The sequence below is a fragment of the Leptolyngbya sp. GB1-A1 genome, from assembly GCF_039962475.1.
Taxonomy (GTDB): domain Bacteria; phylum Cyanobacteriota; class Cyanobacteriia; order Elainellales; family Elainellaceae; genus Leptolyngbya_A.
Genome location: NZ_JAMPLI010000036.1, coordinates 22572 through 35458 on the forward strand (window position 1 = coordinate 22572; position 12887 = coordinate 35458).

At 53.2% G+C, this 12887-nt stretch carries 11 protein-coding genes; 4 read left to right on the forward strand and 7 right to left on the reverse strand.

The features are described 5' to 3' along the window. Nucleotides 1-85: 85 nt before the first annotated feature. Nucleotides 86-2611, reverse strand: coding sequence for a phosphoenolpyruvate synthase (ppsA, locus tag NDI45_RS23240; protein ID WP_190789778.1), 2526 nt, complete (start codon nt 2609-2611; stop codon nt 86-88). A 639-nt stretch (nt 2612-3250) separates the two neighbouring features. Between ppsA and NDI45_RS23245 the strand changes: the two genes are divergently transcribed. Next, nucleotides 3251-3721, forward strand: a complete 471-nt coding sequence (locus tag NDI45_RS23245; protein ID WP_190789777.1) for a hypothetical protein — start codon at nt 3251-3253, stop codon at nt 3719-3721. A 13-nt stretch (nt 3722-3734) separates the two neighbouring features. Here the strand turns inward: NDI45_RS23245 and NDI45_RS23250 are convergent, their stop codons facing one another. The 4 genes from NDI45_RS23250 to NDI45_RS23265 all read right to left on the reverse strand — a co-directional run bounded on the left by NDI45_RS23250 (nt 3735) and on the right by NDI45_RS23265 (nt 9561). Then, nucleotides 3735-4475, reverse strand: coding sequence for a hypothetical protein (locus tag NDI45_RS23250; RefSeq protein ID WP_348249071.1), 741 nt, complete (start codon nt 4473-4475; stop codon nt 3735-3737). A gap of 338 nt (nt 4476-4813) precedes the next feature. After that, nucleotides 4814-6304: a carotenoid oxygenase family protein gene (locus NDI45_RS23255; RefSeq protein ID WP_348249073.1), complete on the reverse strand. Its 1491-nt coding sequence runs from the start codon at nt 6302-6304 to the stop codon at nt 4814-4816. A gap of 75 nt (nt 6305-6379) precedes the next feature. After that, entirely contained in the window at nt 6380-7786 is a 1407-nt protein-coding gene (locus NDI45_RS23260; RefSeq protein ID WP_348249075.1) for a folate/biopterin family MFS transporter, read from the reverse strand. 134 nt (nt 7787-7920) lie between these two features. After that, on the reverse strand, nt 7921-9561 hold the full coding sequence (locus NDI45_RS23265) for a hypothetical protein (RefSeq protein WP_348249077.1): 1641 nt from the start codon (nt 9559-9561) through the stop codon (nt 7921-7923). Between the two features lie 313 nt (nt 9562-9874). Here NDI45_RS23265 and clpS point away from each other — a divergent pair, with 313 nt between their 5' ends. The 3 genes from clpS (at nt 9875) to NDI45_RS23280 (ending at nt 11804) form a co-directional block, all read left to right on the forward strand. Next, entirely contained in the window at nt 9875-10162 is a 288-nt protein-coding gene (clpS, locus tag NDI45_RS23270; RefSeq protein WP_190791978.1) for an ATP-dependent Clp protease adapter ClpS, read from the forward strand. Between the two features lie 111 nt (nt 10163-10273). Next, complete coding sequence (locus NDI45_RS23275) at nt 10274-11149, forward strand: type II CAAX endopeptidase family protein (protein ID WP_190791979.1); 876 nt, start codon at nt 10274-10276, stop codon at nt 11147-11149. Nucleotides 11150-11204: 55 nt separating this feature from the next. Next, nucleotides 11205-11804 (forward strand): DUF3611 family protein, encoded by a 600-nt coding sequence (locus NDI45_RS23280; protein ID WP_190791980.1) that lies wholly within the window; start codon nt 11205-11207, stop codon nt 11802-11804. Nucleotides 11805-11810: 6 nt separating this feature from the next. Here NDI45_RS23280 and NDI45_RS23285 read toward each other — a convergent pair whose 3' ends face one another. Together NDI45_RS23285 and NDI45_RS23290 are read right to left on the reverse strand one after the other, a co-directional pair. Continuing rightward, nucleotides 11811-12212, reverse strand: coding sequence for a biopolymer transporter ExbD (locus NDI45_RS23285; protein ID WP_348249079.1), 402 nt, complete (start codon nt 12210-12212; stop codon nt 11811-11813). After that, a complete protein-coding gene (locus tag NDI45_RS23290) occupies nt 12199-12846 on the reverse strand; it encodes a MotA/TolQ/ExbB proton channel family protein (protein ID WP_190791982.1) in 648 nt (215 codons plus the stop codon). The genes NDI45_RS23285 and NDI45_RS23290 overlap by 14 nt, the downstream gene beginning before the upstream one ends. Nucleotides 12847-12887: the final 41 nt, after the last annotated feature.

Sequence of the window (12887 nt, forward strand, 5' to 3'; positions counted from 1 at the left end):
AAAATGCCCTAAGGGCAGGTCTTGCAGTTGATCTGATATATCTCCCACATCTCAAGCAAAACCTGCCCCGCATCTCCTCACTCACTCATCTACCCACTCTCCGCCCCTCTGTCTGCGCGATCGTCAATCTCGTCTTCAGCACCGTATCCGGGTTGAGGCTGATCGAATCAATTCCCTGCTCTACCAGGAAGGCGGCAAATTCAGGGTAATCGCTGGGAGCCTGGCCGCAGATGCCGACCTTGCGCCCTTTTGCCTTAGCACGCTGAATCACCATGCGGATTAGCTCTTTCACGGCTTCGTTGCGCTCGTCGAATAAGTGAGACACCAGGGCGGAGTCGCGATCGAGTCCCAGGGTGAGCTGAGTCAGGTCGTTTGAGCCGATCGAGAAGCCGTCGAAGATTTCGCTGAACTGGTCTGCCAGGATGACATTGCTCGGCAGTTCGCACATCACATAGACCTGCAAGCCGTTTTCGCCCCGAACTAAGCCGTGTTTCGCGAGTTCTGCTAGCACTTTGCGACCTTCTTCGGGAGTGCGACAGAAAGGGATCATCGGAATCACGTTGGTTAAGCCCATTTCGTCTCGCACTCGCTTAAACGCCAGACATTCCAGTGCAAAGGCATCGCGATATTTCGGGTCATAATAGCGAGATGCACCGCGCCAGCCCAACATCGGGTTTTCTTCTTCTGGCTCAAAGGCTCTGCCGCCCAGCAAGTTCGCATACTCATTGCTCTTGAAGTCCGACATTCGCACAATCACTGGGTTCGGGTGAAAGGCGGCTGCCAACATGCCAATTCCCGAAGCTAAGCGGCTGACAAAGTAGTCGGGTTTGTGGGGATAAAGAGCCGTGATCCGAGCAATTTCCTGCTTTACGAATTTGTCTTCGAGGCGATCGAAGTTCATCAGGGCGAGGGGATGCACGCGAATGTGGTTGGCAATAATAAATTCAGTGCGGGCCAGTCCAACGCCGTCGCAGGGCAGGGCAGCCAGTCCAAATGCTTCGTGCGGATTGCCCACATTCATCAGGACTTTGGTGCGGGTGGGAGGCAAATTGTCGAGCGGCAGTTCTTCGACTTCAAAGGGTAGCAGTCCGGCATAAACCTGTCCTTCTTCGCCTGCGGCACAGGAAACCGTCACTTCCTGACCGTGATGCAGCAAACCCGTAGCATCGCCGCTGCCGACGATTGCCGGAATGCCTAACTCTCTGGCAATAATCGCCGCGTGACAGGTCCGCCCACCCTGATTGGTGATTACAGCTCCTGCTTTTTTCATAATCGGTTCCCAGTCGGGGTCAGTGCGCGTCGTCACCAGCACTTCGCCTTCCTGGAACGCTTCAAGCTGATCGAGTTCGGTGATAATTCGCACCTTGCCTTGTCCAATCATGTCGCCCACAGCGCGTCCGGTGAGCAGCACGTTAGCCGGAGCCGGGTCTTTCAGCCGATAAGAGCGCAGCACATTGCCCACCTTCTGGGAGTGAACCGTTTCTGGGCGAGCCTGGACGATAAACAGCTCTCCGGTTGTGCCGTCCTTTGCCCACTCGATATCCATCGGCGTTTTGCTGCCGTGAACCGAGGAATAGTGGTCTTCAATAATGCAAGCCCATTCTGCAAGCTGAAGGATTTCGGCGTCATGGATCGCAAACTGCTGCTGCTCCGACTTGGCAACCGGGACGTTCACTGTGGCTTTGCCGCCGCCAATGTCATAGATCATCTTGATTTCTTTGCTGCCCAACCGCTTTTCCAGAATTGGACGAAAGCCCTTCTTCAGCGTCGGCTTGAACACGATGTATTCATCGGGATTCACCACACCCTGCACCACGTTCTCGCCTAGCCCGTAAGCCGCCGTCACCAGTGCAGCATTCTCAAAGCCAGATTCTGTGTCGATCGAAAACATCACGCCCGAGGCTGCCAGATCCGATCGCACCATTTTCTGCACACCCACTGAGAGCGCGACTTCAAAGTGATCAAAGTTTTTGATTGTCCGATAGGAAATTGCTCGATCGGTAAACAGCGAGGCAAAGCACAGATGGCAGGCTTCCAGCACTCGACTGATGCCGTGAATATTCAAGTAGGTTTCCTGCTGTCCAGCAAAGCTGGCATCAGGCAAATCTTCTGCCGTTGCACTCGATCGCACTGCCACATCCACACCGCTATGCTTGCTCAAGCAGTCTTCCCGCTCTAAGCCGCGCATGCCCTCACAGATATCTAGCGATGCTCCATACCGATCGCAAAGCTGAATGTAGGCATCCACGATCGACCGATCCAGTTCCGGCGGAAAGGGCGTGTCCAGAATCAGCGTCCGTGCCTGTCTACCACACTCCCGAAGCTGCGCCATATCGTTTACGTCCAGATTGGCGAATAGCTGCCTCAGCCTTGGTTCCAACCCTGCCTGCCGCATGAAATAGCGAAATGCATAGGCAGTCGTTGCAAACCCGGTTGGCACATTCACGCCTCTGGGTGTAAGCTGCTGAATCATTTCTCCCAGCGAGGCATTTTTACCGCCCACGACCGGTACATCGTGAATGCCGACCTGCTCAAACCACAGCACAAATGCCTGCTCTTTTTGCGCCTGATCGAGGACGGGAAGATTTTGAAACCGATTTGCAAGAGTCATGAAGTGCGGCTCCTAATCACGAAAGCTTTTTAACGAAAACGAGGAAAGATGGCAGCGATCGAATGGGGGCAATCGACGATCACAAAACTGCCAGGCAGAAAAACTGGAGAGAAACAGAAGAAAATTGGGGCAGTTGACCTGACCTTTTTGAGGGGATGTTTGACAGGTCGTGTCAGTTCTGCGCTGCTTCCTGAATCCCCATTAATGGAGACTTTGAACGTTAGAGAAGGCTCAGTTCCCTTCAGGATTAGAGGGCTGGGGGAACAATTCGGAGAACAGTCAGGACTGTTCAAACATTTTTCTAAGAAACAAAACTCGACCTGTGAGCCAGTGCAGAAGGGAAGCAGTTTCTCTGAAGATCGATCGTCTTGAGCAACGCAAAAACGCAAAGGGCACGATCGCCGAATCTACCGGACGATCGAAGGAATTGTAGAGATATCAGTTAAATTACGGTAAAGAAAGCGAGTCTGGCTTCCTCCCTCTGGGTTAACTGGTCAGGGGAACGGAAGTCACTCGTAGCTTCATTTTATGAATAAGACTCTGAAGACGGCGATATTCTGCAAAAAATAGTATCAATTGATACTGTTTTATCGATTGCGCTTGGGACATCGTTCAAAAAAGTAGGAGGAATCGTAACGAGTGAACGCAGCAGAACAGGCGATCGGGCTAGAGCTAGCGACCAAAATTGCCGCCGTCGTGAATTTGTTTAAGGCACAGTTTCCCGATGCGCGGGCAGATCTGAAGCCCTGGGCAAACGACCCGGATACCCGTGATCTGGTTGACCCTGACTCGATCGACATCGGGTTTCACTTTCCGGGCTGGAGTCGCCGCCTGCAAAGCCGCAGTGTCCTGGTGCAAATTCGCTTTTACCAAGACCTGGGGACGAAGAAGAATCGGGCGATCGGCATCGAAGCCGCAGGGTTTACCCATCTCGGCGAACAGTGGCGGATGTCTACGATCGAGAACTGGCAATTTGTCGGAAAGACTGAGCCGATCGAGGAGATGAAAGGGCAAATTCGGGAGTTTTGTCGGCAGAGTTTTGAGTTATTTAATGGGGAAGTCGGGAGTGGGGAGTGGGGAGTCGGTGAGGAGATGGGAGATGGCGGGTAAGTGAGTTCATCGATTACATCAGATTTGCAAATACGGCTTTTCCGTCAAATGCAGTGAGAGCAAGCCAGGTGTAGGTCGATACCCATTTAAAGAGTGTTGCTGTTTCTTGGGGAACCCAGGTTTTAGTAAACATGATGATCACAAAAAGATTGCCAGAAGGAAGTAAACCGCCAAAGCCTAAAACAGACTTCACCTGATAAGGAACCACAAAATCTTTTTGAGCAGGAATATATTGGCTACCTAACGCGGTCGGAACATGAAAGATAAAGGTGCTATGAATTTTCCGCTCTGAGTGAATTAAAAGGTCGGGCATGGGTTCTAAAACCGTGTCAATTTCTAACCCAAATTGCTGAATTAGTCGCGAGATCATCGGAATCTTGCTAACAAAATCGACGCTTAATAAGGGAATCGCTTTGTGCCCCGATGAGCCGTCTCTTGTGTTCCAGTGCGGTTCGTCTCCTGCCGTTGCCATCAAGGTTAAGCACTTCGTTTCGTCGGCGATCGAATCAACTTTCAAAAGATCAAGAGCAGCAATCTGAAGCTCGATCGGCAAGTTTTTGTAAGGATGAGTTTTGAACAGGCGGACTAACGCACAGGCAGATTCTCCGGTTTGTGGATCTACACAATTGTTGTAAAGATAGCGAACGATTCGTTCTGCGACTTCTTCCATATTGTCTGCGTCTGCATAAGTGCTGCGAAGGTCGATCGCACACCGATACATATCTTCCTGCGTGAAATTAATCAGATTGTACATAGTCTGAAGCTTCTCGAAGTCTCTGTAATGGACTAAATCCTCGAAGTAGCCGAGCGAGCTAATTGCAGTTTCTTGTCTATTCGATGGATTTATCAAGCTTCAGGACGATCAAGTTTAAGCTCCTGTGTGGATGTCGTTTGCTTCGTTAAAACCCTTCGTTAAAACCCTTCATTAGAATAAAAAAGGGATGCCAGAAACCTCTCCCGATTCAGGGACAGAATTCTGCATCCCAGTGTGCGCTGCGTGGCGACAGCGACTAAAAGGAAGCCTGATTCAATTGATGGTTTGCGCTAGGCAGGATTCACGCGACGGGCGATCGAGTGCCTTCAGATTTACGGCTAAATACGGATAAAGCACTCTGGGGTAAATGTGCCGTGCAGTCCGTAGGGAACATGATGCTTGAGGTGTAGGCGGGCAAGGGGCTGAGCGAGGTTCTGAGCATCCAGGATCACGATTTGCGATCGCTCTCGCTTGGCATCAAAGACCAGGGTGAGCAGCCAGCCATCATCCTCACTGAGCGAATTAGGACGCGGCACAAAGACGGGTTCTCCCACAAATCCGGTCGGGGCAGCACTCCAGAGCTGACGTTCTCCCGTCGTGAGGTCGATTTTGAGAATTGCCTGCAACGGAGCGTTTCCGGTCGGGTTATGGGCGGCTCCTATGTAGGCATAGCGGTATGGACGAGCTGTGCGATCGGGGTGGAGCGAGGGAAACTCACAGCAGCGGCTTTCGATAAGCTGGCGTGTGACGCTGTTGCTTTGCAAATTGAACTGGAACCGCCAGAGCTGACCCGGTGCGAGTTCAGCAAACTTGACCTGGCGATAGTCTTCATCCGGTTCGATGCTGGGCAGCGCGTCGTAGCAGATTGAATCGACAAACAAATCGCCGTCCTGTTCAAAGGCGTTGGCATGGTGGAACACAAAGCCTGCCTGAATCGGAATGGTTCGAATCGGGGCAGACCCTTGACGGGGAATAATGAGAGCCTGCGTCGGACGATCGCCCTTAAACTCCAGACACTGACCTGCGCCGCGCAATCCCATCACAAACGGAATCGGGTTAAAGTCCACCGGGTTCTGGAAGAAAATGCAGTAGTTTGGTGTGAGGGCAAAATCGTGAATAAAGGCAAAGCCGGGAACCGATCGCATTTGCTTTCGCAGCAGTTTGCCGGTTGGATCAAGTTCGTAAAGGGTGATCGTGGTCGAGAGTCCCTTAGGCTTGATCGAGAAATTCACCAGGCAGGGCGCGCCCTGGTCAAACTGGCAGGCCGGATCAACGATCGGGTGTGCCCCAAACGCTTCTCCCGGTTCCAGGATGCCGTCGAGATAGTCTAAGCCGATCGTTTCTAGCGTGGCAGGGTCGAGCCGATAGGGTTCTGCCGCTTCCCAAAGTGCCAGCAGTTTGCCGCCCCAGTAAATTACCTGCGTATTGGCAATATTCTTCAGCCGCAAATCCATAAAATTCGCCAGCCAGCCACCCGGCTTTTGGGTGCCAAACACGCCACGATAAAGGATTTTGCCTACCTGCTGCTCTTCTAAAAATGCCTGCGTGCGGACAAACCGATTGCGATAGTGGGCCTGTCCATTCTGAAACGTAATCGCGCTAATCATGCCGTCGCCGTCGAACGGATGATGAATTTGCTGTCCGTTGATGTCGAGCAGTCCGGGTCCGTTGCGAAACAGGGTTCCCTCTAGCTCAGACGGAATTTGTCCTTCGATTTCGTTGATCACATAGTCGTATTCTTGTTTGAGCGATCGATAGCCTTTCTGCCACTGATCCAAGTCGTAGGACAGAGACGCATTTTTTGAAGACGGGTTGGTTTCGAGTTGCATAGCAAGCGGTAGGCGGTGAAGGGTAGGGAGCGGAGCTGCAAAATCCTGAAGGCAATTCGGCGGTTTTAAGGAAATTTACTGGCGCAGTTCGGTGACCAGTTCGGGATTCGTTGCGCCCAAATTTTCGATCGGTTCCGCCGAGGCTTCTGGCAGAATCACAGTCTGAGGCATCTGGCTTTCTTCCGCATTGGGCAACCAGCCCAGAAACGGCAGCGGCAGCAGTGTACTCAGGTTTGTAAGCAGCACCAGCAGCCAGAGGCGATCGAAGTTGCTTTCGGTAACGCCAAGCCAGTGCATCATGAGTGCCCCAAATTCATAGGACAGCAAGCCTGCCAGGTTCACTACCGACATCAGCAGCGCAAACAGGGTTGCCTCCACCCCTGCCGGACAAAGCCGCGCCGCCAGCACTAAAATCGGCATATAGGCAATTTGGCTCATCACCGTCAAAATCAGGCTATCACCCAGGCTAAACCAATGGTCGTCAATGCCGATCGCCCGATTTGCATGGGTAACGAGCAGCAGCATTGTCATACCAAGCAGGGTCGAGATGACGGTCGTCCAGCCAAAGATTACCCGGAACGGCACTGCCTTAAAAAATCGTTGGAACATCCAGACCCCCAGTAGCGAAGCCAGACTGGTGATCAGCCGAACTCGCCCCAGAAATTCTGGCTGGAAGCCCAGCTCGTTGGTAGTAAAGAAAAAGAAAGCAGCATCGGCAGTGGGCGTTGCCTGAAGCACAAACAGAAACGCCGTCGGCAGCCAGATCGCTCGCTGGCTCACTGCTTTTCGCAACTGGCTGATTTGTTCTCGAATCGCTGCCCAGTCTGTGGCGTGGTCGATCGGCTCTTCGGTAATCAGCCATGCCACCAGCGACACGATCAGCGGAAACGTTGCCGTAATGCCAAACACCGTCTGGTTGCTAAAACGCTCCAGCAAAATGCCGCTCAGGTAAGCCGTGAGGAACCCGCCCAGTGCAGCCGTTCCCCAAGTGAGGGACTGCAGCGATCCGGCATCCTGCACTGACTCGGTCCTCGCCCGCTCGACCACTAGCGAATCGACGATCACATCGCTAAACGCCACCGAAAGCGAACCCAGCGCGATCGCTGCTGTTGCCGACCAGACATCGTGAACGATCGTCGCAAGAGCCACCCATGCCGTCGTGCCCAGTAGACCAGACAAAATCAGGTAAGGACGACGACGATAGCCAAAGAGTGGCAGCCCATCGGAAACAAAGCCAAACAGCGGCTTGATCATCCAGGGCAGCGCAGCCACCCCTAGCAGAGCCGACACCTGCGCCGGACTCATGCCCAGGTCATCTTTCAGAAAGAAACTGACCGCCAGCCGCGCCAGCCCCAAAATGCCCTGCACAAAGTACACCAGCAAAATTGCCGCCAGCTCTGGACTGGGTTCGTTTCCGAACAGAACCTTTTCCTTCAGCAGCGTTGTAACCTTGACCCTTAAGCCAGGGGAGGAAGCTATCATTCAGTTTCGATTTGTTAAGAAACATCAACACTGCCTATTATGATAACTCCCTCGCTGAGACTGTCCAGGAATCGCAGGGGGGATTGGCGATCGGCATTTGATCCGCATTCGGACGGCATTGAATCACCCGCAGGTTAGATGCTGAAGCTTTCTGTCGTAAGGTTGACTCCCTGTAGAAAGGCAATTGGGTGACCGTTTACCTCGATCGCAGTGTTTCTGCCCTGCGGGAGAAAAACGAGGTCATCTAGCTGCAGATTGCCCTTGAGGATCAATTGGTCTTTCCCTGGCTGAAAGTCAAGAATGGTCTTGATGCCTAGACCTTTACCAATCACAAATCGATCGCCTCCCGCTTTGCCAAGCCATTGCGCTTTGCCGAACCCTTGATCGTTGCCTTTGCTGCTGTTGAGCAGATCATCCTCTACGGTTCCCACAATTAAATCTGCCTTAGGAGCCGATCGCGCTGCCCGCAGTTGCCGGGGTCGGCTAGGAGTCGTTGGCGGGGAGCCATCGTTACCGCCATTATTGTTGCCGCCATTATTACCGCCGTTGCCGCCGCTATTTTGAGGAACGGTGAAGCGTCTTGCCAGAATGTCTGTGCCGCGATCGTCGCCCTCATCACTCTGCCACGCGACAACAAAATTGCCATTGGGACGAACTGCAATCTGGGGCAGGGTCTGGTCATTATCGGTCGTTTTGTTGACTTGGAATTCACCGGCGATGCGGCTGCCATTCGAGCCAAACTGCTGTCCCAGCACATTGAAATTATCATCGCTATCGCTGGCCCAAACGATCGTAAAGTTGCCTTGCCTATCTGAGCCGATCGACGGAGTTTGCTGATCGCCGTTTGTGGTGGAATTGACGCGGAGATTCTCTGCACCGACCGCATTTCCTCTGGCGTTGTAGCGACGGGCATAAATACCTGAACCGTCCCCGTCCTGCTCTTGGTCCTGCCAGACCACGACAAAATTACCAGCCGGACCAACCGTGACATCAGGATTAATCTGATCGCCTCTGACCCGTGGATTCACCTGAAACTGATTGTTGATCGGATTACCGAAGCGATCAAATCGTTGGGCAAAAATGTCATACCCGTTGTTCCGGGTGCGGCTCTGCCAGACCACGACAAAATTGCCCGCCGAGTCCGCTGCAACCGCCGGATTGATCTGAGCGCGATCGGTCGTTGTGTTCACCAAAAAAGCTCTGCCCTGACGCGCTCCAGAACTGTTGTAGCGTTGAGCAAAGATGCCGAATCCACTCTCATCGCGCCCGATCACTTCGTTCGTTGTGCGTCCTTCGTTTTGCCAGACCACGACAAAGTTACGCGCTTCCCGGTTTTCTTCATCGGTTCCGAGCGGTTCAAACGCAACGTCCGGATTTTGCTGCCGTCCCTCAGTGGTCGTGTTAATGCGAAACTCAGAGCCATTCTCCCGGAAATCATCTCCGCTGAACTCATATTGCTGGGCAAAGATGCCGCTGCCTGCATCGCCTTGATTTTCAGCCTGCCAAACCGCGATCGTATTGCCAGTTCCATCGATTCCGAGAGCGGGGCGTTCCTGGTCTCCCTCTCGTAGCGAGTTCACCAAAAACTCTGGGGCAAAAGCCGTGCCGCCGGGGAGAAAGAAGCGGGCGAGAACTTCTTCTTCGTCTTCCTCACTGTCGCTCTGCCACGCGATTACAAAATTGCCGCGCTCGTCGATCGCGATCGAGGGATTTTGCTGATCGTCTGCCGTCGAGGAATTGACACGGAGAACGTTTCCTTTGGGGGTTGCTTGCATAAGCTTGTCCGGGGGCTTGTTCAAAGGAACCTGCTGAGCCTGGGGAGCAGCACTCACTAGGGTACGGCATAAAAGGCTAGATAGAGCAATTTTATTGATTTTCAGGGAAAACTGGCTCTATCTATAGCGTTGACTCTGCACCTGTAGGAGCCACGATCGCTGCCCCCTACCTTATATTTAACCTTGATTCAACGTTCTGATTCAGGCGCAGCGGCTTTAGCCTGCCCACGTAATTTTCTGTAACATGGAAACCGTGTGAGCTGAATTGCACTCCTTCGCAAAACCGTCAGACTTCGATTTGAGGAGATAGCCTGTGGCAGTCGAAACGATTCAAGAGCGTTCTACATCAACCGTCCGTAAACCTGCTCCCCGCTATAAGGTGCTGCTGCACAACGACGACTTTAATTCAATGGAGCATGTGGTTAAGTCACTGATGGAAACTGTCAGTGGCCTGACGATGCCGCAAGCCGTCAGCATTATGATGGAAGCGCACGTCAATGGCATTGCCCTGGTGATTACTTGCGCCCAGGAACACGCCGAATTTTACTGCGAAGGTTTAAAGAGCCGGGGGTTAACCAGCACGATCGAGCCTGATGAATAAACGGTTCTGTCCTGACGATTTCCTGAACGAACGGGGCAATGGAGACCCTCGGCGCCTCTTCAAATCTCCTGATAAACCCCTTCCCGATCGTTTTGCCTCCCTAAAACCTGCTTGAAACCCATCCTGACTCGCCTCGCTCTTTATCCTGCCCCAGTCCGAATCATCGCGTTTCTTCTGCTGGTGGTGGGAGTCTGGCTGCCCTTTGCTGCGCCGATCGCCCTCCTCGTGCGCGATGCCAATCAAGTCACGATCTTCACCATGTCTCTGCTGTTTGTCGCGTTTCTGCTGCTGATTCGCGTCTGGGGTAAAAGGGTACAGGGCGATCGGCGAATTTTTCAGACCTATGGGCTGGTGTTCAGCAAACAAAATGGGCGGGAGCTATTGTTGGGGCTGGCGATCGGTTTGCTTAGCCTGTTTTTTCTGTTTGGTGTGCAGAGCAGTCTGGGCTGGGTTGAGTGGCAAGCGTTCGCCCCATCTCTGCGAATTGGGCTGGAAGGTGGCGTGATGGCGTTGGGCATCGGCTTTGCCGAGGAGCTTGTCTTTCGCGGCTGGATTTATGACGAACTGCGGCGCGACTATTCCCCCAAAACGGTGCTTTGGGCAGATAGCCTGATTTTTGCCTGCCTCCACTTTATTAAATCCCCCGCAGAAATTATTCGCACTTTTCCTCAGTTTCCAGGACTGGTGCTGCTGGGGCTGGCATTGGTTTGGGCAAAGCGATCGACTGCCGTTCCCCGTCCTGTGGCTGATCCGCGCTGTCCTCAAGGCAGGCTCGGGCTTGCGATCGGGCTGCATGCCGGACTGGTCTGGGGCTATTACATGGTGAATGTGGGCAATTTGATTCGCTACTCTAGTCGCGTTCCCATGCTGCTGACGGGAATTGATCGCAATCCGCTATCTGGGGCGATCGGGCTGCTGTTTTTGGGCGGTTTGGCAAGCTTGATGGCATGGCAATCGAGACGGGGCAGTTTTTTCTTCGATCGCTAACTCAAGTTGGGAATCGCTCGATCTACACTGAGAGAATCTTCCTTGAGTGCGGGATATGGCAAATCGATCGAGTTCTGTGTCTGTCTCTCCAGCGATCCGGCGCGTTGCTTTATCGCTGCGAATTCTGGGCTGGGTGAGTTTCTGGTCACAGGTGATTTTGGGAGTCGTTGCAGGAATCGTGCTGATTTTTGCCGGGGGAAATCTCCGTGCCCCTGCGCCGAATCCGGGGAATCCTACCACTCCGGTCGCTGCTAATCCGGGAACTGGGGCAGGGCTTTTCTTTGCTTTTATTGGGCTAGTTGCGCTGGCTGCCAGCATTTATTGGGCGTTTCGCTATACTCGCCTGGCCCGCAAGCTCACCGCTGCTAACAGTGCCGAGCGTCCCAAGCGTGGCGATACAGTTCGGATTCTGGAAATCGGGCTGCTGATCAATCTGGCAGGGTTGCTGGTGACAGTTTTAGGAGCGCAGGCGATCGCGGGGGCACTGCTGCTGAAGTCTTTTGAACAGGGCTTTGTTATCTTTTCGGGCAATCCGCTCCGGTTTATCACGCCGCTCGATCTGCTGGTCGTGCAGTCCAACACCAATGCCATTCTGGCGCACTTTATCGGGCTGGCATCAACGCTGTGGCTACTGCGATCGATTAACCGTCCGTAGTCCCCGTTATGGCTGTTCTGTCGCGATCGCCAACCGTACCCCATCGATCGCCCTCAGCCGATCCATGACCTGTACAACATTACCGTGGCTGACTACTGTATCTGCGTTGATTACCACGAGCGGCTGCTGACCTGTGGCAGCTTCGGCTTTGATTTGTGCCTCGATCTTGTCTAGCGGCATCGCGGCTCGGTTGAGAGCAAGGTTTCCGGCAGGGTCGATCGTGATGACAAACTGTTCCTGGGACTGATTCTCGGTGGTTCCAGCTTTGGGCAGGTTGACGGGTAAGCCCTGCGATCGAGTCAGAAACAGGGTGGACATAATGAAAAAAGTGAGAATCGCAAAGATCACATCGATCATCGGCACGATGTTGATTTGAAACTGAGATTCCGGCTCATCAGGCAGACGCATTGGGCAGTCCTCCACGTTCGTAGCGACGACGATGAATCAGTTCAAGCTGTCCGCCATATTCCTGAATCAGCGCAATTTGACGCAGATACAGTCCGCGAAACATATTGGCAAACAGCAGGGTAAAAATAGCAACGACTAAGCCAGCCGCAGTCGAAATCAGGGCTTCGCTGATGCCCGCGGTGACGTTTGCAGTTGCCTGTCCGCCCAACTCGCCGATCCGCAGCGAGGCAAATGATGTAATCAGTCCCAGAATTGTCCCCAGCAGTCCCAGCAGGGGGGAAACGCTGATCACGGTTTCAAACACGGTGTTAAATCGCTTCAGGAGGGGAATTTCTGCCTGCGCTGCACTCTCCAACGCTAAGCGAAACTCGTCGGGGGTTGATTGCTCTAGCTCCAGGGCGGCTAAAAAAATGCGGGCGATCGGCAAGTTCACGTTTTGTTCGAGCTTCTGGAAGGCAGCTTTGGGACTGCGACGATAAAGTGCCAGGACATCGCGCACAATGGCATCCTGTTTTCGCCCGACCTGAAACCAGAAAATGAGCCGCTCTAGAATCAGAGCCATCGCCAGAATCGACAGCCCCAACAGGGGATACATGACGACTCCGCCCAGGGCGAATATTCGAGCGATCGACATGAGAAGTCCTCTTTAGTCTGCAAGGTTCGACTGCGTTAATA